Annotated in this window: 21 protein-coding genes; 1 reads left to right on the forward strand and 20 read right to left on the reverse strand. The window is 62.8% G+C overall.

Annotation, left to right across the window (positions count from 1 at the left end):
* Positions 1–6 precede the first annotated feature (6 nt).
* From MPZ60_RS20645 to MPZ60_RS20655, 3 genes are read right to left on the reverse strand one after another with little or no spacing between them, the layout of a single operon-like run.
* On the reverse strand, positions 7–3,600 hold the full coding sequence (locus MPZ60_RS20645; RefSeq protein ID WP_242882007.1) for a hypothetical protein: 3,594 nt from the start codon (positions 3,598–3,600) through the stop codon (positions 7–9).
* Entirely contained in the window at positions 3,597–4,019 is a 423-nt protein-coding gene (locus MPZ60_RS20650) for a hypothetical protein (RefSeq protein WP_242882006.1), read from the reverse strand. Before MPZ60_RS20650 ends, MPZ60_RS20645 begins: the two co-directional genes overlap by 4 nt.
* 2 nt (positions 4,020–4,021) lie before the next feature.
* Complete coding sequence (locus tag MPZ60_RS20655; RefSeq protein WP_242882005.1) at positions 4,022–7,972, reverse strand: tape measure protein; 3,951 nt, start codon at positions 7,970–7,972, stop codon at positions 4,022–4,024.
* Between the two features lie 23 nt (positions 7,973–7,995).
* Between MPZ60_RS20655 and MPZ60_RS20660 the strand changes: the two genes are divergently transcribed.
* Entirely contained in the window at positions 7,996–8,178 is a 183-nt protein-coding gene (locus MPZ60_RS20660; protein WP_242882004.1) for a hypothetical protein, read from the forward strand.
* Here MPZ60_RS20660 and MPZ60_RS20665 read toward each other — a convergent pair whose 3' ends face one another.
* The 17 genes from MPZ60_RS20665 to MPZ60_RS20745 all read right to left on the reverse strand — a co-directional run bounded on the left by MPZ60_RS20665 (position 8,179) and on the right by MPZ60_RS20745 (position 22,923).
* Positions 8,179–8,970: a hypothetical protein gene (locus tag MPZ60_RS20665; protein ID WP_242882003.1), complete on the reverse strand. Its 792-nt coding sequence runs from the start codon at positions 8,968–8,970 to the stop codon at positions 8,179–8,181.
* 71 nt (positions 8,971–9,041) lie between these two features.
* Positions 9,042–9,500: a hypothetical protein gene (locus tag MPZ60_RS20670; protein ID WP_242882002.1), complete on the reverse strand. Its 459-nt coding sequence runs from the start codon at positions 9,498–9,500 to the stop codon at positions 9,042–9,044.
* On the reverse strand, positions 9,497–9,832 hold the full coding sequence (locus MPZ60_RS20675) for a hypothetical protein (protein WP_242882001.1): 336 nt from the start codon (positions 9,830–9,832) through the stop codon (positions 9,497–9,499). The genes MPZ60_RS20670 and MPZ60_RS20675 overlap by 4 nt, the downstream gene beginning before the upstream one ends.
* On the reverse strand, positions 9,832–10,296 hold the full coding sequence (locus MPZ60_RS20680) for a hypothetical protein (RefSeq protein ID WP_242882000.1): 465 nt from the start codon (positions 10,294–10,296) through the stop codon (positions 9,832–9,834). Before MPZ60_RS20680 ends, MPZ60_RS20675 begins: the two co-directional genes overlap by 1 nt.
* A 2-nt stretch (positions 10,297–10,298) precedes the next feature.
* Positions 10,299–11,243: a major capsid protein gene (locus MPZ60_RS20685; protein WP_242881999.1), complete on the reverse strand. Its 945-nt coding sequence runs from the start codon at positions 11,241–11,243 to the stop codon at positions 10,299–10,301.
* Positions 11,244–11,275: 32 nt separating this feature from the next.
* Positions 11,276–11,632 carry a capsid cement protein gene (locus MPZ60_RS20690; protein ID WP_242881998.1) on the reverse strand — a complete coding sequence of 119 codons (357 nt, stop codon included), beginning with the start codon at positions 11,630–11,632 and terminating at the stop codon, positions 11,276–11,278.
* Between the two features lie 29 nt (positions 11,633–11,661).
* Positions 11,662–13,017, reverse strand: coding sequence for a S49 family peptidase (locus MPZ60_RS20695; RefSeq protein WP_242881997.1), 1,356 nt, complete (start codon positions 13,015–13,017; stop codon positions 11,662–11,664).
* Positions 13,014–13,307: a DUF2730 domain-containing protein gene (locus tag MPZ60_RS20700; RefSeq protein WP_242881996.1), complete on the reverse strand. Its 294-nt coding sequence runs from the start codon at positions 13,305–13,307 to the stop codon at positions 13,014–13,016. Before MPZ60_RS20700 ends, MPZ60_RS20695 begins: the two co-directional genes overlap by 4 nt.
* Entirely contained in the window at positions 13,304–14,914 is a 1,611-nt protein-coding gene (locus MPZ60_RS20705) for a phage portal protein (protein ID WP_242881995.1), read from the reverse strand. Before MPZ60_RS20705 ends, MPZ60_RS20700 begins: the two co-directional genes overlap by 4 nt.
* 1 nt (position 14,915) lies before the next feature.
* Positions 14,916–15,155, reverse strand: a complete 240-nt coding sequence (locus MPZ60_RS20710; protein ID WP_242881994.1) for a hypothetical protein — start codon at positions 15,153–15,155, stop codon at positions 14,916–14,918.
* Positions 15,155–15,865 (reverse strand): hypothetical protein, encoded by a 711-nt coding sequence (locus tag MPZ60_RS20715; RefSeq protein ID WP_242899881.1) that lies wholly within the window; start codon positions 15,863–15,865, stop codon positions 15,155–15,157. Before MPZ60_RS20715 ends, MPZ60_RS20710 begins: the two co-directional genes overlap by 1 nt.
* Before the next feature lie 196 nt (positions 15,866–16,061).
* Entirely contained in the window at positions 16,062–16,577 is a 516-nt protein-coding gene (locus MPZ60_RS20720; protein ID WP_242881992.1) for a hypothetical protein, read from the reverse strand.
* Positions 16,577–18,775 carry a phage terminase large subunit family protein gene (locus tag MPZ60_RS20725; RefSeq protein WP_242881991.1) on the reverse strand — a complete coding sequence of 733 codons (2,199 nt, stop codon included), beginning with the start codon at positions 18,773–18,775 and terminating at the stop codon, positions 16,577–16,579. Before MPZ60_RS20725 ends, MPZ60_RS20720 begins: the two co-directional genes overlap by 1 nt.
* On the reverse strand, positions 18,772–19,350 hold the full coding sequence (locus MPZ60_RS20730) for a hypothetical protein (protein WP_242881990.1): 579 nt from the start codon (positions 19,348–19,350) through the stop codon (positions 18,772–18,774). Before MPZ60_RS20730 ends, MPZ60_RS20725 begins: the two co-directional genes overlap by 4 nt.
* Positions 19,351–19,809: 459 nt before the next feature.
* Positions 19,810–21,477: a primase-helicase family protein gene (locus MPZ60_RS20735; RefSeq protein ID WP_242881989.1), complete on the reverse strand. Its 1,668-nt coding sequence runs from the start codon at positions 21,475–21,477 to the stop codon at positions 19,810–19,812.
* On the reverse strand, positions 21,467–22,537 hold the full coding sequence (locus MPZ60_RS20740) for a toprim domain-containing protein (protein WP_242881988.1): 1,071 nt from the start codon (positions 22,535–22,537) through the stop codon (positions 21,467–21,469). The genes MPZ60_RS20735 and MPZ60_RS20740 overlap by 11 nt, the downstream gene beginning before the upstream one ends.
* Complete coding sequence (locus tag MPZ60_RS20745) at positions 22,537–22,923, reverse strand: hypothetical protein (protein ID WP_242881987.1); 387 nt, start codon at positions 22,921–22,923, stop codon at positions 22,537–22,539. Before MPZ60_RS20745 ends, MPZ60_RS20740 begins: the two co-directional genes overlap by 1 nt.
* Positions 22,924–23,011: the final 88 nt, after the last annotated feature.

Raw genomic sequence — 23,011 nt, forward strand, 5'->3', positions numbered from 1 at the left:
GGTTCTTCAGTTGGATTGCGGGCGGTTCACATCGCCGCGCGCCAGGATGGAAAAGCTGTGCTCGATGCCGGTCTCGGGCCCGGGCTGGATGGTTCGCACGACCCAGAAGGGGTAGATAGCGCCCACGGTGTTGATGCGCAGGATGTTTCCCACGGCCCAGCCGCTGCCCCAGCCCAGCGGCTTGATCGTGAAATAAGGCTTACCCGTGGCCGGGTTGAGCGGCGAGCAGACAGTGTTGATGTCGCCGGTAGCGATCACGCCCACATGCTCGCCAATCACACGGAACTGCGTGGTGCTGGTGAACTGCAGCACCCAGCGCTCGGTGCTGCCGCCGGCGTTGGTGATTTCGATAGGAGACACGCTCTGGTCATACTTGGCGGCAATGGCAGGCCCCGTGGGCGCGTCGGCCCAGGCGTTGTCGTTCCAGCTTTGCTGCACAAAATCCAGACTGACGCGGGCGCGGCGGTCACTGGCCTGCAGGGCGCTGGACACATAGGTACCATCCTTGGGATAGTCATGGGTCAGCGCCCGGTTGAAGGTGATCTCGCCCGAGATCTGCACATCCGTGGCAACGGCCATGTCTTCAATCCGGTCCTCGATCGTCACCGGCATGGTCATCGCGGACACATCGGTAAAGGTAACCAGGCCAGCCTCCAGATCCACCGAATAGCCGGTATTCAGGGTCTTGCCGTTCGCATCACGCACCACCACCCGCGACAGGCGCACGCGGGCCAGGTTGACGGTCATGTTGTTGCTGACGTTGAGCTGGGCGCTGGTCTTGGTGTGGCCCACCACGCACAGCGAGCCTGGCCGGAAGATGGGCACCTTGCCGTCGCTGGGCAGGCGCACGGGATCGATGCCGATGATGTCGGCATTCATGGGCAGATAGGCATAGGCCACAGCCGTGTAGCGCAAGGCACTCGCCACCACGGGCTGGGGCTTGAAGATCTTGCCGTCGGGCTGCACGTTGGCCGCGTCATACCAGGGCTCAGCCTCATTGCCTGCGGCCACGACCAGGCTGCCAAAGCCCAGGCGCACCAGGCCGGTTTCATAGTCCACCGTACCGACCACGCCGGGGGCCGTGATCGTGCCGTCAATGCCTGCACTGACGTTCTGCGAGCCACCCGAAGCCCTTGGCACCTGCACTGTGAGGGAGCCAGGACGCAGCGGCGCTGCAGCCGTGCGGAACACATAGGCGCTGCTGATCGCATCACCCAGCGTGGTGATGCAGCCTGCACGGCGCAGTGTGTTCGCATTGCCAGGCGTCCATGAGGTCAGGCCCACGCGTCCCGTGGCGTAGTTGATGCTGCCGCGCGTCACAAAGCCGCCTGAGGTCAGCACCCGCAGCACACCCCTGCCGTCATCGCTCCAGGGCTGACCGCTGGAAGGCATCAGCACAACTGAGCCAGGCACTACCGGGGCCTGCACGCCCGTGACCAGGTCAAACTCGGGTGCAAACGTGACCTGCAGCGTGCGACGCGTGGCGCTGCCCGTGGTGCGAAACCGGATCTTGACGTAGCCGCTCTCGTCATTGGGGTAGATCGAGGGGGCATTCAGATACTCGATGCCCTCATAGTTGAGGCGGTACCGGGCGACCTCGCCATTGAAACCGCCGCCGCTGACCTGGCTGGACGAGTAGACCGGTTTCGGGATCTTGATAACGACATCGGGGTTGAAGTCCACCGAGCCGGTGCTGTAGTTGACCGTGCCGACCTGCACGCCATTCATCATCAGCTTGCCAGCGCCGTCATCACGGGCGATCTGGGTCGGGTCGACCAGCGTCACGCCCATTTCTCTGAGCTGGTCGCGGGTGTAGAAGCCGAGCACGCTCTGGTCAGTCAGCGTGTTCCACTCGACTTCGACCGTGAACGGCACCAGCGCGCCCTGGCCGGCAGAGACCGCCAGACGGCCCTGGCCGTTGCGGGATGGATGCTGCAGGTTCACCTCGACTGCCGGGGCCGTGTCTACCGTGACATCGAGCACCGTGCCCACGGCGGGCAGCAGCTTGGGCGCAAACAGCACCTCGGAGCGACCGACCCGCACCTCGCCCGTGGCATCCCCTTGGAGCTGCCAGGCGCTTGTCGCGGTAGCCGTGCGCTGGGTCGTGCCATCCATCCAGGTCATGGAGAAAGCACCCGGATAAAGCGCCTGCCCTGCAGGCAGAGCCAGAGCGATGGTCTGGCTGATCAGCAGATCAACGGCAGGCTGCACGGTTTCCTGGGTCGGCACGCCCCAGTGCTGGACGATGGAGCTGCCAACATCGGGCAAGGCCCCCAGCGTGACGACAAAGCTGCCAGTCTCGGCGCTATAGGTGCCTGCGCCGTAGCTGGAGTCGGTACCGCGCAGGGTGCCATCACCAGAATCAGATAGCACATACCAGCGGCCCTGCGCCCGGTAGCTGAAGGACAGCGTGCCGCGCGCCGGCAGTGGCGTGATAAATCCGGTGTAGCTCTGGCTGCGGTTCTCTGCCGTGATGCGGATCTCGCTGGACTGCGGCACGCGCTGCATGTACGCGGCAGGCCGGTAGCTTATGGTCTTGGTGCCGTCATAGCTTCCCGAGCTGGACGTAACAATGCCGTTGGCATAGTCCACCAACCCGATCTGCTGGGTGCCCGACATCAGAATGCCACCCTTGTCGGTCAAGGTCACTCCTCCCACCACGATGGAAAGAGAGCCAGGCAGGCAGCCACCCGGCAGGGCCAGGCTGGTGGTGGTGTTCCAGGTCTGCGATGTGCTGAAGCTCACGGCCTCGGCCGCAGAGACCGGAAAGCCTGCCGCCGCGTAGGGAATGGTCGCGGGGATCGGCGTCTCGCTCTGGGCCGAGGGCACGATCTGGGTCATGATCGTCTTGGCGATGATGGTGAAATCACCCAGCGCCGCAGCCTTTTGCAAAGGCGTCACGCCCACATAGCTGCCGGCATCGGCCACCACGGTATCGCGCAGGCGGGCGCTATTGGCCTGGCGCATGAACTGGCGGCTGGCTGGGGAGCCGGTGAAGCCGTACCGCAGCGCGTCCGAGATCTCGACAGTGACAATCACCGCCTTGTAGTCTTTGTCTACGTCGTAGGTGAAAGTCAGCTCTTTGCTGGTCACGCGAATGGCGCGGACGTACTGCATCTGCTCGTTGACCTGCCCCTCATTGCCCACCAGCACCAAGGTCTTGCCCACGGCGGGCAGCTCGGTACCAGGGCGCTGGAAGATCTGGATGACCCGCTGACCCTGGATATGGTCTTCATAGAGGTAGCCCGCCCACTCGGCCCCCTTGTTGAGGTAGGCCTCCAGCCTGGCCTGCGCCTGGGCGCGGGTGTCATAGACGCCGCCCGTGGCAAACAAGGTGATGGAGATATTGGGATCTTCGGGGGGCTTTGCCACGATGACGTTGCTACCCTGGTAGGTGTCGCGGTCTTCGGTGTCCACGCCCACAAACACCTGACGCATGTTGTCGCGGCCAATGGCGCGGTCCATCTCGGAGACGTCGGGCATGATGGCGTTCTCTTCGCCGGACTCGATCACGACGTTTGACGGGCCACCACCGCCCTCAGGTACATCGTCCATGACGCGGCTGGCTCGCAGCTGGATGTCGCCTTGTTTGATACTCATTGTTCGCCTGCTTCCAGAAAGCGCAGCACCAGGCTGCCGTAATAGTCGTCGTCCTGCTTGTCGCAAAAATCAATGACGGACTGCATGCCGAGCGCTCGGGTCTCGTCGGCATCGCCGTGGTCAAAGACCACGCTGAAGGTCTCGCCACGGATATCCAGCTCCAGGCGCAAGCCAGGAACACCGCCCCACTGCTTGATCTGCTTGAGGGCGCGGCGCTCGATCCAGGCACTACCGCCCTCGCCCTGCAAGGTGATGCGCTGGCCGCCCTGCAGCTGCATGGCGCTGATGATCAGCGTGCCGAATGCGCTGCGCTTGCTGCGCTGCACCACATTGGAGGCCGTCAGTTCGTCCACCCAAATCAAATCGGGCGGCAGGTCCAAAGCCACGCCGCCCGAGGTCAAAATGATTCGATCGCTCATAGTCAGTTGCCGGTCTGGCTCCGTTGTTGCTCCATGATTCGCACCCACTCGCGGCCCATGGCCTCCAGAGAGTTCTGGCCGGTCTGATTGGTCGGCACCGGATTGGCCGGCGCGCTGTTGAAGTACAGATTGACGATGCGATCGATCTGCTGGCCGCCACCACCTGTGCCGCCTGTACCCCCGCTAGAGCCACCACTAGACCCTGTACCGCCACCTGCGCCACCGTTCCCGCCACCAGATCCGCTGCCGCCATTGCCGCCGCTGGGCTGGCTGGCCTCGGCTTTCTTGCGCGCCTTCTCCATGGCCTCACGCTGTTCGACTTGCCGCACCTCGGCATCAAACTCGAACTTGGTCATGTCATACATGTAATTGCCGAGCGCCCCGCCGCTCTTGACCGAGAAGGGGTTGTCTTTGGCGTACTGCTGCTGCCAGGTAGCCCACCAAGCCTCGGCCTCGGCACGGCTGCTGAATGAGGGCACGGCGTCGACGGGATTGGTCTTACCCCGGTTCATGTACTTGGAGCTTTCCAGCTCCGCATTCCAGTTGTCCTGCCGCTGCTGGAACGCGCCGGCCAGCATCTGGCCGTCCTGCACCAGCTTCTGCACTTTTTCCGAGACGTTCTCGGCCTCGATGCCCATGGACCGCAGTGCTGCGACGGCCTGCTCTTTCATGCCCGCAAAGCCGCGCCCGACGTTGTTGGTGCTGCCGTTCAAGTCATCCAGGGCACGCTTGGAGTCATTCACGCTCACCAGCGTGGCCTTGCCAGCCTGGTCGACCTCCACACGCCAGCCGCGTACGGCGGCTTGCGACTTCACCCACTCGGGTGCCACCCCCTTGTTGGCGGCGATCGCATCGTCTGCCGCCTTCTTGAAGGCATCGCCCAGCTCGCGGGCGCTGGCGGTGCCGCTGCTGGCGACGATGTCAAAGGCTTCCTTGGACTTGGCGGCGACGTCCTTGAAGGATTGATCGGTCTTCACACCCAGCTGGTCCAGGGCCTCCTTGAGGCTGTTGATGCCCGGCTTGGCCTTGTCTGCCGCGTCCTTGAGCGCATCGATCTTGGTTTTGGCCTGTTCCAGTAGGCCATTCGCCACGCGCTCGCCCAGCTTGCCGCGCAGCTCCTCGATCCGGCGTGTGACCTCCTCCACGGCCTGCTGACTGTCGGATGTGTCCAGCGCCTTGACAAAGCTGGCCTCCAGGACGCGCCCCGTGTCGACGCCCTGCTCCTTGAGCCTGCCCAGGCCGTTGATGACGACATCGAGGTCGTTGATGACCGAGCGCGACGCCGTGGTCATGCGCCCCTGCAGATCCGTGAAATCCTGCCCCGTGCGACGTACAGCCTCGCGCAGGGTCTGGTCCATCATCTGGGCGACGCGCTCTGTCTCGCGGCCAGCGGCGGCCATAGCGCCCGCCAGCCGGTCCTGCATGGCCTTGATGACTTCGGGCGATGCACCCTTGCTGATGGCCTCATCGATCTGCACGCGCAGCTTGTCGGCTTCCTGGCCGGCACTGGCGAAGGCCTGGCGCGCCAGGATCTCGAACTTTGCGAGATCCTTGCCGTCCAGAGCCTGCGCCCATGCAGCCTCTACCTCACTGGCCGAGAGCTTGCCGTCAGCCGCCAGCTTGTCGAGCACTGCCGTGGCCGAACGGATGCCGGCTGCATTGGACAGGTCAAAATCCTTGCCGATCTTGGCAATGGCGTCTGCAGCGCTGTCGCCGCTTTGCCGCAGTTGGTCAAACTTGGAGACCAGGCCCCGGGATTCCTTGCCCAGGTCAAACTGGCGGCTGCGCGCCTCCTCCATCAAAGCATTGTTTCTGCGCAGGCTTTCGGCGTGGATCTTGGCAGCCTCGTCGGCCACACGCATCTGGCGCTCGGCCTCCTCGATCGCCTTGCCGTAGCCCATCCACTTAGCAGCCTGCTCACCCAAGGCTCGGCCCAAACCGAGGATCTCGGGCGTGAGCGCGGCGACCGCAATGCCCCAAGGCCCCATCAGGGCGGAAGCTCCACGCCAGACAATGCCGGCCTTGGCGGCCTGCGCTGCGTTGGCCGCGACCGCAGCCGTGTTGGCCGCAGTGGCGGCGGTGGCGACGCCCTGGGCAGCACCGGCAGCGCGCGTGAACGCGCCGATATCGCCCCAGGCCTTGGCATTGGCGGCACGCGCTGCAGTGTTGGCCGTGGTCGCTGCGGTGTTGCTCGCCTGGGCCACCGTGTTCTGGGCGCTGGCTGCCGTATTGGCCTGCTGAGCCACGGTATTGCGGGCAGCTGCAGCCGTATTGACCTCCAGCTCCTTGGTCGCCGCCATGGTGCTAGTTGCCCAGCGCGCGAAGTCGGCCACCAGGCCGGAGATCTTGATCGCCGCCCAGGCCTTGCCTGCTGCCGTCAGCGTGCCGACCACCAGATCCAGATTCTGGGCCAGGGCGTTGATCACCTTGGCAGCGTTTTCCGTGCTGAGCAGCCCCTTGTTGGACTCGCCTACATAGATCGTCCACTGGGTGGTCAGGTTCTGCAGCGCACGGCCTACCGTGGGGCGCAGGCTCTCAAACTCGCGCGCCACGACCTGGGACTGGTTTTCCAGGGCGCGCATGACGGTTTCAGCGGTGAGGAAGCCCTCGCCGGCCAGCTTGCGCAGCTCGCCCGTGGTGACGCCCAGGCCGTTGGCCAGGGCCTGCGCCAGACGCGGAGCCTGCTCCATGACGGAGTTGAACTCCTCGCCCCGCAGCACGCCGGATTGCAGGCCCTGAATCAGCTGCGTGAGCGCCGCCTGCGACGATGCTGCCGAAGCGCCCGACAACTGCGTGGCCTGGTTGATGGTGGTAGCCAGTCCGAGGGCACGCTCTTGCGCCTGGGCTGCGGCCATGCCGCCCTCTTCCGAGGCCTTCTTCAGACGGGCAAACAGATTGCCTGTTTCCTCCAACCCTGTATTGGTCTTGAGGGCAACGGACTGGACGCCGGCCAAGCCCTTTTCAAACTGCGCGCCTGCACCTGTAGCCAGGCGGACGCGATCCTCCAGATTCGTATAGGCGTCGGCAGTGTTCGCCAGGCCCTTGATCATTCCCCCGAAGTAGCTGCCGGCGAGCGCCGCTGTGGCGATGTTCTGGACGCGCTGCAGTTGGACGCTGATCGAGGTCATGCCCTCGCGCAGCGTGCGCTGGTTCTGCGCCTGGACCTGGGTGGACGCGGTCGAAGCATTGGCTGCCTGCTGATACGCGGGCACCAGGGCCACGATCTCGGCTCGGGCCTGGGCGACAGCCGCCTGCAGCGCCTTCTCTTGCTGAGCCACGCCACTGGTGCTCATGCCCATGCCTTCGAGCGCACCCCGGGTCTGCTGCAGCGCCGTATTCTTGCGGCCCAGCTCGGCAGACAGCCTGGCCGATGCGCCGATGGCCGTTTCGTATTCCTTGCGCAGCGCGGCCTCGGCATTCACACCCTGGCGGGCAGCTCGGGCGGCGCTGTCCAGGGCGCCCTGCTGGGTCTTCAGCTCCTTGGATGCCGCAGCGATGCCCGTTTTGAGGCCGTCCACAGAGGCGCGATATTCATCGGTGCGCCTGCCCGTGGCACTGGTTTCGTCGCGCAGGCTGCGCAGCGCGTTCTTTTTGGAGACCAGGGCCTGCTGAGCCGCAAGCACCGACTGGCTGGCCGTCGCTTCTGCCTGGCCCAGCGCCTTGGCCTTGGTCGAAGAGTCTTCCAGCTCGCGGCCCAGGCGATCCACGACCGTGACCGATGAGTCGAGCTGGCGTGTCAGGCTCTGCGTTTCGACCCGCAGCTCGGCAAATCCACGTAGCGCCCGCTGCTTGGAGCCCAGCGCATCGAGCGCGGCAGCGGCGTCAGCAGCCCCTTGCTTGAGGTCGCCTTCGAGCACGTCCCCGACATTGCGCATGGCCTTTGCAAGATCATCGGCGTCAGCAGCCCCCTTGACTGCAGCCTCAATGTCATATTTGATCTTGGGGTCAGCCATCTAGTGCCTCAGGAGTTGGAGAAATGAACGGTTTGCTCTGGTGTTTAGTCTTGGTATGCGTCGGCTTGCCGCTGGCCCTGCTGGGCCTGGTGCTGGAGTCCGAGCGCATGATGGCCCTGGGGGCCGGGGCCATCGCCACCGTGGTGGTGGGATGGCCCGTGCTGCTACTCATGGGCCTGGTACAGACGCCTGTACGCAAGCGCTGATCAGGCAGATACGCCGGGGAAGCGGATCTCGTAGCCCTCGGTCATGCCCTTGGGCGTGACGATCTTGCCGGTCAAGGTAATGGCGCTGAAGTCACTGCCCAGGAAGTCGAAGCCGTTATTCGAGCCCAGCACGCACTCGTGCACGTCGGCTTCCACGTCCTCGCCGTTGACCATGTTCTTGCCGTCAAATCGGGCCTGGCAGCGCACCTGGGTCACTCGACCGCCGAGGATCTTCTTGCCGTCGACCGCGCCCCACTTGGCTTCGATCTTGACCTTGGCATCCTTTGCGACACCACCATCGACGGCGAGGAATCGGAACTCACCGCGCTGGTAGTTCACCTCGAAGTGCGTGCCCAGCACCAGGGTCTCGGTGCCCGCCTCATTCTTCACGACCAGGTCGGAATCGCCATACAAATTGCGCTTGCCATAGGGCAGCCAGATCCCGAGTTCGGTCACCGTAAAGTCAGTGCCGCCGCCTGCGGTTTGCCCACCAGACTGCGTCAGCTTCTCCACGATGCCCTGAAACTGCATAGCCAGGGCCTTGGTGTCGCCTGCCGACAGCTCGATCGTGATTTCGGTGGGCTTGGGCAGAATGACCGAGGCACGAGCCTGACCGTAGTCCTTATGCGAGCGCGACTCGGAGGTCTTCTCTTCAAAGTTGGGCTTGATCTCGAACTTGTCAGCATCGAGGTCATCGCCAAAGCCGTCATATTTCTGGGTGACGGTATTCCAGAGATTCAGGTTCACCAGGCCAGCGCCCAGAATCGCGCGTGCGGTAGAGGTTTGAGACATTTGCGTGTCCTTTCAACAAAAAGCCCGCCGGTGCATGCACGGGCGGGCGGATAGCCAACAGAAAACCGAGATCAACTCGGGTCGCGGTAATCGATCGAAAACGCACCCAGCACCAGGGAGCCACCGACATCGATGTTCTCCAGCCGGTACCGGACTTCGCCCTCCAGCAATCCCTTGCCGTCAAGACGAATGCCTGCATCCGTGATCTGCTTCATGCAGTCATTGCGCAAGATGCGCTTGACCAGGCGGTAATCGCCATGCGCTTGCAAGCGGGCACTCTCAGAGCGGGCAATCACGCCCACGCTGAAGTGGTAGACGCGCTTTTGCACCTGGCCGGGATCGTCCAGAGGCACGTCCCGCTGCTCCTCAAGGAACACCAGACGCGTACCGTCCATCAGGACGCTCGCGCGCTCGGGGTTGTCTAGGACCGTGATACCCGCCAGGCCGGGATCGGCACGCAGCGTCTCGATCAAGATCCGGCCCAGCTCAAACGGCACGCCGCTGGGGAACTTGTCAGCAGCTTTGCTCATGACCGAGTACTCCCAAGCAGCACCACCAGCTCAGCGCCGTCGTTAACGCGCTCCGGCACGTCGAGCACGCGGAATCTGCTCCCTTCAGCCAGGCCGAGCTGGGGAACAGCCTCCAGCAGCTGCACGACATCGTCGGCACGCAGATCCACTAGGCCAGGGCACTGGAGGGTGCGCGATGTCGCCATCGCATGCCCATCCAGAGCCTCCCTGTCTGTCATGCCCACAATGCCCCGGAAGGTGAGATCTTCCACACCAGGACGAACACGCTTGAGCTGCAGCGCGAAGTCCGGGCCGTAGAAGACGGCCTCCATGTCGTGGTCGAGGTCCAGCATCAGGCCAGTGGGAGTGTCTTGCCTTTGCCGCCTTTGCCATCGGCAGCAGAAGCAGAATCAGCCAGGGCCTTTTCAGCGGCGGTAGCACGGGTCGAGGCATCGGCCAGCGCCTTCTCCGCAGCATCGGCCCGAGCCTCTGCCTCTGCGCGCGACTTGGCCTCGGCTTCGGCGCGTGCCGCGGCTTCCTCACGGGCACGAACTTCTGCTTCGAGCCGGGTCCGCAGCTCAAGCAACTCGGATTTAGCTGCTTCGACGCGCGCTTCCGCCCGTTCGCGATCGATGACCGCGATCTTGAGCTTTTCCTCGATCAGCGTGCTGGCCTGATGCTCGCCACTGGAAGTCGGCTGCAGCACCACTGCGTCGCCCAGATCCTCGGCATCCTTATCAGACAGCTCCAAGGTGGAGCCGATCGGCAGGCGCTTGCCGCCGTGTCGCACCTGGTGGCGGGTAGTGTACTTGCGCATGATCAGGCTCCCTTACCTGCGTTTTTGAACAGGAAGCCCGCCGTTGCGCCCACCAGCACAGGCTGGCGCGCATCGTTGACGGGGTAGTACCAGGTCTTGGAGTTGCGATCGTAGTAGGCCTCCTCCACATTCGGGCGACCTTCGAGCTGGTAGGTGTAGCCGTAGCTGGGAGAGCCGCGATTCTGCATCGAGGCCGGCGTGGTGAATGCCAGAACAGCCTCAGCACCCCACATATCTTGAAAGGCCATCCCATCGTGATAGGTGGCTTCGCCTTCGACAATGCGCTCGATCTCGAACAGGCGCTGCAGCTGCTCGATAGTGGCGGGAACACGGTCGACAGTGACGCTGATGCGGTCCATGACCTTAGGGTGATTGCGCAAAGCGAGAAGCGCAGCAGGAGACAGCACCATCACGCCCGGTTTCTTGCCCGTGCTCTTGCGAATGGCCTCGCGGCCCTCGTTGACCTGCTCAAAGGGATTGCTGGCCGAGTTGGTCCAGAAATCCGTGCTGGACAGCACGATCTTGTGCTCGGCGTCGTAGTTGTCGACGTTGAGCGCCAGGTCAGAGGCCTGCTTCTCGCGTTCGTTGGCCATGACGTCCTGCACCGTGTTGACGGCGTTGCTGCCCAGGTCGATGCCGGGGACGGTTTGAGCCTCCTCCTCGGTCTCGATCGGCACTGCACCCTCGAGACTGTGGTCAACCAGCGAGAAAGTGCCCTTACCGTAACCCAGGCTGATGCGCTTGGTGTTCGCGCCAGGCGCACGGGCCGAGTTGACCAGCTTGAACGAATCGGGAGGGAACACCAGAATGGTGCCAGAGCGGCTGGTCACGTTGACGCGCGGGAACAGGATGTCTGCGACCTTGGCATTGGGCGAGCCATAGCCGCGCGCGACGGCGGTCAGGATCGGATCGACGACTGCCGCTTCGCGGGGGGTCATTTGGGACATAAATTTCTCCTGAAAATCTGGGTTGCGATGGCTCAGGCCACCAGTTGAGCCGTGGGGGTGAGCAGGACTTCGATGCGATCACCGGCTGCACCTGCAGTGCCCATTGCCTTAGCCACGCCAGCCTTGCCGGCTGTCAGCGGCACGGCGCGGCCTTCGGCATCCACCATCAAAGGGGCGTCCAGCGCAATGGCGGCACCAGCGGTCACGACGGCTGTGCCCATCACATCGACCGGCACCAGGTCGCCCTTGGCTGCTGCATTGGTGCGCGTGACGCCAAAGGCCGAAGCTCCAGCAGCCGGATACGCGCCCGCCTGGGTGATAAAACGCTCCACCGCCAGAGGGCCGCCCGCCGCCACTGTCAGCGCGAGAAGAGAAATGCTTGTTTGCATGTTGATGCTCCTGATGAAAGCTTGAGCGCTTACTGGGCGTAGCCCAGTTCCTTGAAGGCGGCGACTAGGGTGCCGCCGTTCTCCTTGACATAGGCCTGAGCCTCTGCCACCTGCTGGTCCTTGGTCTTTTCGCCATTAGCCGGAGCAGCGCTCGACTTCTGCGCAGGAGGAGCCTCCTCCTTGTGAGCTGCCACCGCAGCGGCGCGCGCTGTCTTTTCAGCGTTCAGCACGGCCAGGCCGGCCACCTCTGCCGTGGTCTTGCCATCGAAGGCCAGACCCTGCAGCAGCGTGGCATGACCAGGCAGGCCTTCGCCCACGGCCAGAACGGCCTGGATGCGCTCACGCTCTTGCGTGGCACCCAAGGTCAGGAATTCAGCGCGGATCTGCGCGAACAGCGGCGCGTGGTCTTGCTCCAAGGACGCACGCGTGATGGGGGTTGCATTGGGGTCACCCATGGTTTTCACCTCACGTTTAGGGGTTGTGTCTTTGGGCGCAGCACCGGCGCTTGGGGACGGTTTGCCCATCGCAAACACCGCTTTGCGGCGCTTGGCGAACTGGGAAGGATCTGCAGCCATTTGCGCGACCAGCTCGTCCAAGGTGGAAACACCGTCCACCAAGCCCGCATTCATCGCGTTCTGACCACGGAAAACACGGCCATCGGCCATGTGTTCGAGTACCTGCTCGCTGGTAGCGCCGCGAAAGCGCGCCACGTCATCAACAAACAGGGTGTAGACATAGTCCACATCGGCCTGCACCTCGGCGCGGGCTTCCTTGGACAAAGGCTCTGACGCATTCACCATGCGCTTGTATTTGCCAGCGGCGACGGACTCCTGGCGCTTGCTGGAGCCTGGCTCATAGCTGCGGTCCATGACCACGCCGATCGATCCGATGCTGACGACGTTGGAGCTGATGTAGACCGCATTGGCCGCGCTAGCCGCCCAATACCCGGCGCTCAAGATCTGCTCATCCGAGAAAGCGACCAGCGGCTTCTGGGCCGCAGCCTCGAAAATGGTCTGGGCCAGCTCCGGCACACCGAGCACATTGCCGCCCGGGGTGTTGAGCACCACGACCATGCCCTTGACGCGCTGGTCGACCATGGCGCTTTCGATCTGGCGGGCCGCCACCTGGGTACTGATGCCACCCGAGACGCGCGCAAACAGATTCGCCTTGGGGGCCATCACGCCGGACAGCTGCAGCACGGCCACGCCGTCAGAGTTGACCTCGTACTCTTGCTGCTCATTGGCAAGCGGGCGGCCCAGGCGGGCCTCAACCGCAGCCAGGTCGATCTTGTCGCCGCGCAGATGGGTTTCGTAAATAGCCTGAATCTCGCTGAGCATGGCTGGCTCAAGCGCCCAAGCTCCCTGGATCAAGTCGCGCAGGTTCATGGTGCGGCCTGTGTAGTGGTGGTGCCGCTGCTGCGGCTGATGAAGTTGAAGGTGCGCTGCAGCTCTTTGACATCGGAGCGGAAATCGGAGAGGGTTTCCTTGAGCCGGCTGTCCTGGTCGCGTACATGCGTGGAGTTGACGACGATCTGCGACTCCATCAGCGTGACGCGCTTGTCCAGCGTGCTATAGGCCGAGAAGCCGGCGATCATGAAACCGACGAAGGTCAAAACGTGACCCAGGTTGATGGTGGGATCGAAGGCAACGCGGCGGCGCTGCATGATGTCGCTCATGTCTGAGGCTCCTCGGGTGGTTGTTTCTGCTGCGGTGCGGGTGCGCCGGCCTTCGGCACGGGCAGGATTCCATCGGCGCGCATGCGGTCTTGCTCGGACTTTTTCTGGGAATAGGTGTCTTCCCAGCTCGATCCCCACAGCTCCCACTCGGCGCGCTCATGGGTCATGAGACGGGCCTCGATCGCTGCGACATAGGCCGCCACCTCATCCTTGGGATTGATGGAGCCCATCGAGTCACCAGGCCATGCGGCGCGGGTGTATGCCCAACGCATAAGAGGGTCGGAAAAGAAGCCAGGGGCTTCGATGCGACCAATGGCAACCGCCTCTGCCATCCAGGTCTCGAAAACCGGCTGGCAGAAAGACTGGGAGAGCCAGTAGCGCACGCTGCGGAAGTAGACCCAGGCGTCGAGCAGTGCAGCCTTGCTGGCCGAATAACTGGCGTTGAATTGCTTGACCAGCAGCTCGTAGGGCAGGCCCAGCGCCATGCCCATCTGCTTAATGACCGCCAGAATGAAAGGCTCGAAGTTGGGATTGGGTCGACCAGGATTGACCATCGAGGCCTTTTCACCCGGGGCCAGGCCAACCACAGAACCCATACCCAGACCGATCTCGCCAGACGCTTCTTCCTGAGCGGTTTCACCTTGGAATACCCCGGATGGCGTGGCGTTCGGGGTCTCGATGAACACAGTCAGGTAAGCCGTGATGACGGCAGCCATGATCTCGGCCTCTGTATATCGCGCGATCTGCTTGATGCAATCAATGATCGGGGCCAGGTAAGGCGTACCACGCACAGCGCCAGGGCGCAGCTTGCGGAAGTGATGCAGCACGCGGCGGCGGCGAGAGCGTGCGCCCAGGCGCTCCACCCACTGCCCTTTGTACGCTCCACCCTTGATGCCTGCCAGCGAGCCAGGGTGCTGGTCGTAGATGTAGTAAGCCTCGGGGGCACCGCTGGCATTGAGCCGAATGCCTCCGGCCATGGTGGGCGTATCCATTGCGCCCAGGGGGTTGCCGACGCGATCCGCTTCGAGCACCTGAATGCGCAGCGCGTAAGGCTGGGTGGCGGTGCGCTCCCCGTCGGGCAAATTGCTGAAGCAGTCGCCGGACTCCAGCGTACTGCGCAGCACAAGCGCCTGCAGCTGGTAAAAATTGAGAGAGCCTTCCAGGTCGCAGTCGGTGCTATCTGCCCAGAGACTGAACTCCTGGTGCACCTTTGCACGCCACGCCAGGGAGCGCTCTGGCGTCCATCCCAGCACGGCCAGCGCAGGCTGGGCAACCAAGGCCAGGCCGGTCCCGACAACGCGATCGATGTTCGTATTGATGGCACCCACAGCGATGGGCGATGTGCGGGCCAGCTCGCGCGATGCGCCGCGCTGCAGCGGCAGCTTGCTCATCGTGTCGGCACGGGCATCTCGCGGGAACGGGTTCCACCAGCGGCTGGATCGGCTGACGGCCTCATTGCTATCGCCTGCCCCCATGGCCTTGAGGCTGTCGCCTGCTGTCTGGGAAACCTGCTCCGACAGCGCGATCTGGACTCTGCTTCTTGCGCGTTGCGCAGCCCAACCTGGTGCAACGCTTGCGATGGCGCGATCAATGATGTTGAGCTGCATATCAGTGGGGGCGCAAACGGACGATGCGGCGACCGCGTGGCGAACTGGCAGCCTGCAACTGTCCAATCTTTTGTTGGCACTCGCTGATGCCCTTCTGTACCTGCTCCAGCTCGGCGCGGCGATTACGGCGAGCTGCCGAGCCTTGGCCGATCTGGTATTCCTGCGAGTCCAGAATGCGCTTTTCGGCATCCAGGTAGCGGGTCAGACGGTCTTTCCAGGATTGGAGTTCTTCGGCGCTCATTACCAGCGTCCTTTCGATTTCATGGAGGCAACTGCCTTGGCAAACTCAGCCGGGAACTGCTTGCGTGCCACGCCCTGTACTACCCCGCTGAAGTCCAGGCGGGGGCGATAGGTAGGCACTGAGCTAGTGAATACAAACAAGGGACGCAGGCGCTTGCCTTCGCGTCGCCAGATGCCGTCTGGGCGATTGCCGCCCTGAGGTTTGCCGACAAACAGCTGATTGGCGAGCTGGCGACCCTTGGCAAGACGCTGACCGCTGCGGCTGCGCGTCGCGCTGACCGCTTTGAGGTTCTTCAGCGCCTTGAGGATGGTGCGAATGTCTGCGCCCTTGACGTTGCCATTGGCATCCAGCGAGGTCGCAGCGCCAGGCACCACAAACTGCCCTGCAGTCAGCAAACCCGCGTAGCGCAGGGCGTTCTCCATGCGCTTGGAACCACGCTGACCGCCCTCGACCTCAGGCTGCAGATAGCTCTCCGGCGCGTTGCCGCTGGTCATGGCCTTGGTCTTGACCAGGACGCGGGCACTGAGCTTGTTCTTGGTGGCAGGCTCGATGCGCAGCGCGTTCAGGGTGTAGCTGGTGGGGTTGTCGAAGGCCTTGCGCATGGCCTGGGGCAGATCTTCCACCTGGGCCTGCTTGGCGCAGCGTGTGAGCGCCGTTGCCGTGGCATAAGGAATCAGGCGCGCGGGCACCCCTCGCACCTGGTTTGCCATGTCTGCAAGAGACTGGCCTGTGCGTGAGATGTTGAGCATCTGAATCGTTCAATAAAAAGCCCCCGGCTCCTTTAGGAGTGCGGGGGCTTTGCCTGTTTTGCAGGCGGCTTCTGCGGTTGTTTCGTATCAGGCGGATTTTTTAGACCTACCTGAATTAGCCCGAATTTTGGGGCAAAGTGTCTTATCTAGTCGAGGACTAAAGTGTCTTATCTGGAGCTGACAATTTAGCGCTTGACATCTCCGCCGCCTTTTGCAAATTGGCCGCCAGGACGTTCTTTGCAGCCGCGTGGACACGCTTGCGAAAGTCTCCCAGCACCAGGTAGAAGTGGCTGCGGCTGATGTTGAGCGCTGCCGCCGCAGTCTTGACGGGGGCCACGCGGTGCACGTAGTAAAGGTCGAACACGCGCTTGTCCAATGCATCCGGCTGACTGGAATAGGCGATATGAAACGCCGCCAGCTCAGCACTGCAGAACGCGTCCGGGCCGTCAGATTTGAGCGCTCGGGTGCGAGATCCGCTCAGCTGACCGAGGATGGAGCCCACATTCGACGGCGGCGCGTAAAAGCGGCGTGTGGACTTCCAGGCCACCCAGCGCTCGCACAGGTTGTCGAGATCCTGCTGCTCTTGGGTCGCTTCTGGATCTGGGTCGTGGTTCTGCGGCGCTGCGGCTGCCAGGCGCAGAGCATCGGGGTCATGAAGGTTGATATCGGTCACTAGCGTATCCCTCTCGAAAGTATGCGACGCCCCACAGGAGGCCGGTTGATGGCGGTTGCCACTGGTGCCGGGGCCAGCGGCGCGGGGGCTGGAGCAACCGGGGCTGGAGCTGCAGGCTCCTTGGCCGGGGGTTGCGGCGGCGGGGGTACAGACGCCTGTACGGTCTGCGCCGTAGGTTCAGGCTCTGTCGCGGGTATAGATTCGGGCTGTACAGGCACCGCTGGCGCAATGACGGCCACGGGCGCGGGATCTGGTGCGGGCGCAGCTACAAGGTCAGGGACAGGTGCCTGCTTTGCTTGCAGTAAAGGCTGGGGCGCGACGGCAAACAGGTCAAGATTGGGCGGAATCAACTTGTCTCGCAGGCGCTTCCAGTCCAGCGCAGACCACTTGTGCAGGCCCAGCTGATGCGCAAGGGCCAGGTTGTAGACGGAATCGTCCCAGGCTTCATTACGAGCGCCGTTGGGCTTGACCCATTCACGTATCGGACGTCCCTTGCGCCACTTGGTATGCGGCTGCTCAACAACCATCATGTCAAACCACTCAGGAGGGAGAGCCTGGGAAAAGTGCATAGCTCCGCCACCCTCGGTCAGATGCATGCGATTGCTGAGCCAGTCTTTGGCGACGTCGGTGCCGACCGTCCACAGCTCAACACCACCCTTGACCTTTTCACCACCCCAATCGATGTCGACCTTGCTGGGCGTACTGCCCATGATGGGGCGATTGGGACGGCTGGAGCCGTGCAGCACTACGCAGTTGAGACCCTTGCGTGCCTGGCCGTAGTTGTAGACGTCCTGGGTGTTGGCTCCGCCTGAGTCGACGCTGTACGCGCTGATCATGATGGGCCTTCCACTCGCATGCAGCAGCGGAGTGCTGCGAATGGTGTCCAGTCGCTGCCAGACGCTGCCCGGGACATCAGCGCTTTCCGTGGGCGAGCCGTTGAGCACGATGTAGTCAATCACCCAATGCTCCATGCCCGGCCCCCAGGCCTCTATCTGGGCCTCCAGACGATTGGGCTGAGTGTCGACGGCCATGGTCGCCACCAGCGCCGCATCGGGCAGCACGCGCAGGGGGTAGTCTTCGGCGCGGCGGCGCAACTGTTCGGCGGTGGTGGTGGTTTCACTGTTGCGATAGCTCAGGCCCAGGCGGGTGTTATAGAAAACTTGCATGGCTTCGTGATCGCCGCGCTTGATTCGGTCACGGGCACGGGCCAGCTGACGCGCCAGGCTCAACCAGGTGATGGCTCCCACAGGCATGTAGAAGGCCGAGCAGGTGAAACTGATGGTTTCACCGTCTCCCTTACCCGTGGGTACCCACCGCGCCTTACCGCCTGCGGCCTCATCGGGAAGCATGGTGACCTTGTGACGCTCGTCGATTTCGCAGCCGCACTCCGGGCAAACGAACCAGGCGCGGTCCATGAAGCCGGTTTCCTCATCACGGGCGTAATGGAAGTTTTCCAGCTCCAGGGAGTGGAGATGGTCGCAATGCGGGCAAGGAACAAAGTACTTCTCCATCGTGCCCATCTCGTAGAGGGTGTCGATCTTGGAGAAGCCTTCGACGCTCGGGCTTGAGGTGTAGAAGAACTTGCTGTCGTTGGCGTACTGGGTAGCGCGCGCTTCAGCTATTTCAACGGGGTCGCCTTCGCCATCGATATCGTGCTCAGCACGGTCGATTTCGTCAAAGTAGATGTAAGGGGCGGAGACTTCGGCCAGATTGGCTGCGGAGCCTGCCGTGTTCATGTAGAGAGTGGCATCACCCAGGAAGTCCTTGGCCTGGGTGGTATTGCGGGAGTCTCGGCTCTTGGCTGCTGCCACGCACGCCTTCAGCTCCGGCACGTTGCGGATCATGGTGGACACACGAGCCGAGAAGCGCTTGACCAGGGTATCCGTGGGCTGCAAGGCCAGAATGTTGCGCGGGCGGCGGTGGATCAGCGATGCAATCCAGTTCAAGGCCGTCTGGGTCTTGAACATCTGCGATGCCACTTTTGCCACCACTCGCTTGCAAGAGTGACTTGGCGAAAGCACCTGATGCACGCGCCTGGCCGGATAGCTGCGATCGAAACGAAAGTCGCCCGCCTTAGGGCCGGACTTGGGCAGGACCATGAATTCCTCGGCCCATTCATCGCAGCGCAGCTCAGGATCTGGACGAGAAGCCTCGATCGCAGCCTCGATCATCAGCGCGTAGCCGTCGGCCAGGTTCATTCGACCTCCAGACGACTAGGCATAAAGGCGCGCATGCGCTTTTCCGCATTCTCAAAGGCCTTGCGCAGCTCATCGGTGAACACGCGCTCTATGTCACGGGTATCACCCAACCCGACAACCGCCGGTGCGGCACGCTGGGGAGTGCTCAGGATCTCATCGCGCAGCGCACGGAACGCATCAAACACCCCAGTACGGACGTCTGCACGGCTGACCAGTAGGCCGGCTTCCTTGGCGTTTACGCGCTCTTCGCGCTCGACCGCTGCTTTCTCCTTACGCACGCGCAGGTCCAGCACTTCTTGAGCAGAGCTGGCCTGAGGCGATTCCGGGGCCTGTGGCGCGTTATTGGCTGCCAGGGGTGCCTCACCTACGCCTGTGCCCTTCTCGCTTGCTGGACGCCCGCCATCGATGCGCGTGCGGGTGTTCTGCGCCCACTGAATATCGGCCACTGCTGGGTCGATCTTTCCATCGATCAGGGTGATGCGGCCTTCTTTCACTGCCTTCGCCACTGCGGACTTGGCGACGCCACGGCGTCGGGCGTATTCCGCCTGAGAGATGAGATTGATTCGACCGTTCACTTTGCCTCCCAGCGTTCACCACTTCGTTCACTTTTCCCCAGACCGTCGACTAGCGTCCGCGCGGGGGCCGAATTACCCTCATGAATCCATGCGGCAGGAGTACCTACAAGGGGGGTAGACAGCGCCGCTACCACGGAGCCGGCTGTCATGGCCGTCGCGATCTGGGTCAGTTCCATCTCTCTTTCCTTTTCTTTTTTAATAAATAAACAAAGTGGTTACAGCGTTACGGGCGCGCGTAAACACCAAACCCGCACCACGCCTAGCGAGTTACACGGTTACGCTGTTACGCACCGCACCCACATGCACACCTGCGCCCATGTGTGTGCGCATCTGCGCACGCCTGCACATGTACATACACGTGAGGGTCGTAACGGCGTAACCGTGTAACTTTCCGCGCCATTGCTTGCTCTCGCTGTTACGGGCCGGCGTAATCGTGTAACTCTTCATCGGGTCCATTCCTTATTGATTGCCAGGGGTGGCGTCAGCATCAGGGGCCGGGGAGCCCGTGCCGTAGCCCAGGTACTTGCGTAGCGACTCTTCAAATCTCTTCACGCAATCGGTCGCCCACTGCCCCTCTGTCACCCGTGCCTCGCCTTCGCCCAAGACCGGATCACAGACCAGGAACATGCGCTCGGTCTTCTTCGGCTCATCGGGCCGCGTGACGTTCATAGGCTTCATGCGGGCGGGGTTGCCACGGCTGTCTGAGAAGCGGATCAGCGTGCTCGTGAAGAGCTGCTTGTTAAACGGGTATCGCTCGCCCGTGCGCTGGCACCACTTGATGTAGGCCCTATAGACCTGCGTGCCTGCGCACGCTTGATATGGCAGATCAAGCTCACCCTCGGACCACTCCACCCAGAAGCGCTCAGGGCTCTTGAGGTTCAGGTCGATCAGATTGCTCTTCGCCACCGTCATGGGGGGCTTGGTGTAGGGGTTGAACTCGCCCAGGGGGTAGTCCAGCAGGTACTGGTAAAAGGCCTCGGTGCCGCCGTTCTCCCGCCACTCACCCAGGTCGATGTAGTACTTGTCCTCCCTGGCCTTCGGCGTGTAGACCACCAGATAACGCCGGTCGGAGTTGTCCAGGGCCAGCGGCTGCAGTTCATTCGAGAGGAACGCGATATTCATGTGGTTCTTCTCTTCGCGGCGGATCTGGTGCTTGGAATTGATCTGCACCGTGGGCGAGGTGATCAAGGCCTTGAGGCGGTTCTTGTTATGCACCAGCTCGGCCCGACTCATGATTTCATCGCCCACCACAAACTGCTTGCAGCTGCGCCAGTCATTGAACTTGTCTTCCAGCTCGTCCTGGCCCACGATCGTGGCGTACTTGCCGTAGATCTGCACCACTGTCTCGAACAAGAGATTCTTGCCGGCACCCTCATCGCCATGCATGACGACCGCCGTCCGCATCTTTGCGCCAGGGTGCTGCAGCGGGTATGCCAGCCAGCACAGCAGCCAGTGCATCACGTCGCCCGTCTCAGGTTCATCAGGCGTGGCACGGCTGCACAGAAACGAAATCAGATCCAGGATCGGGCCGACGTCACCCTTCTTCGGCTTCATTGCCATGCCTTCGCACATATTGATGAGGCGGTCGTCGTCGCACTTCATCGTCGGATCGAAGACCAGCTCATCGGCGCGGATCGTGCGGCGCTTCTCGCTGGCCTTCCACATGTCCACCAGCTGGCGACCGTGGGCATGGCCCATGTTGCTGATCTTCATGATCATGCGTTCATCACCATCCCAGACCGTGTCTGTCCCGTAGATCAGAGCGAAGTTTTCAACCAAGAGGTTGAACTTGCCCCAGTCGACGGTTTTCTCCTTCTTACGGCCCTGCACGGGCTTCTCAGCGGTATCGCCGGCACCCTCCTCGCTCCCCCCATCCCCTTTGGTGCGCGCAGTAGCGCGCTTCTTTGGGGGGGCGGGGGGCGGGGGTGCGCCGGCCTCTGCCGGCACTCGCACCCCTGCCTGAAAGTCAACGCGCACAACTGAGCCTGCTGCAGATTCGCCCGCAGCAGGAGACCCATCCAGCGACGCATTCGCGTCGGGGGCAGGCAACGCCTGCGACTCTGCGGTCGCAGGCGGCGGTGGCGCGAACGCTCCGCCATCATTCAACTCTGTATCGTTATCGGCCATGGTGCTTGGTTATTTCCTGAATCACGCCCATCAGCTGGTCGCTCACCGCGCCCAGCCCCTCCAGGACATGCAGGTCGTTAAAGTCCGTGTCCTTGGGACCACGGTTCGTGGGAAAAATAGGCCAGACGAAGTCGCAGCGCTCCGTCTTGCGGGCCACGGCCTTTGCAGCCGTGCGACCGGGGTTATTCAGCTGGCCGGTGCGCTTGTCGCGCGTGAGGTAATCGTCATCAGCCAGGATCAGGATGCGAGTCTCGGGATACAGCTCGCGCAACAGCGGCACCACATGGGCCAGGTTGCCGGCGTCCATGGCCACAAAAACGGGCCAGGCGTAGCCCGTAGCGCGGCGGGCCGTGCCGCCCGTGGCATAGCCCTCCACCACCAGCATCAAAGCGGTATCGGCGTCGACCTCACCCAGGCGAATGCAGCAGCCTGGCTTGTCAAACTGGCGCAGATAAACCTTGGAGCCGTCCGGCTTGATGAACTGCAAGCCGCGCATCGCCTCGGCGCGCGCCATGTCATAGCGCATCAGCGGCAGCACCAGCGTGCCGGCTGGCAGCGTCCAGACCGTGTCATCCTCGCCCTTGTGCTTGGCGGGCCAGCGCAGCGTCAGGCTCTGATCGAGCATGCGGCAGGTCTCACCGATGACCTGCTTGCGCTCAAGGTAAGGCGTGGTCTGCGTGGGCACGGCCTTGCGCCAGATCGTCAGGGCGTCTGCACTGGCGTTCGCAATTTCCTTGGCGCGCTCGATGGCGGCGGCAGCCTTCTTGGCTTCGCGCTCCGCCTTCATGCGTTCGCGTTCTTCCTCTCCCAGCTCGGCCCAATCCACAATCACGTTACGCCAATCGCCGCCTGCGCGGTAAGTGCCGAACGTCCCAGTCACCCACTTCTTACTGGAGTTCTTGGGCTGGAACAGATAAAGCTTGTACCAATCCTTGCCGCCCTTGCCACACGTCACGCGCTTGCCGCAGTCAATCTTGTAGGGCAACTGGGCTAGATCCTTGGCGCGCAGCTCGATGCCAAAAATCTCCATCTGGCTCAGAACGTCCTGATAGTTCTCCATCAGACCACCCCACCCTGCTGCAAGCGCTGGGCCTGCACCATCAGATCCTGCAGCTGCGGGACCAGAACACCGATCTTGGCTGCAATCACTGCAGCCTCAGACACAGGAGCGATCGGCACCGGTGCCTGGTAGCCGGCCTGGCGCATCCACCAGGTCGCAAAACCATGAAAGCCCGCCTCACGCGACATACGCATCAGCAACAGCACCTGCGAAGGCGTCAGGCGCTCAGCGCGGGCCGGGTTCAGGGCATCCATCAGATAGCGTGCCGCAGCGTCCACCGACTTGTCGGGGAACATCTGCGGCCCCACTTTTTTAGGCCCACCAGCATGGCGCACCGCCTCCCGCGCTGCGTCCAATTCGTCTTCGTAATCCAGGCCGATATCCATCGTTTAGCCCTCTTGTAAGTGAGCGCTGACAGGTTCCGACGCGTTCCGATTTTTTCGGAACACCCCTGGAATGCCCGCAAACGCAAGC

It is taken from the genome of Comamonas sp. 7D-2, assembly GCF_022749555.1.
Lineage (GTDB): Bacteria > Pseudomonadota > Gammaproteobacteria > Burkholderiales > Burkholderiaceae_C > Comamonas > Comamonas thiooxydans.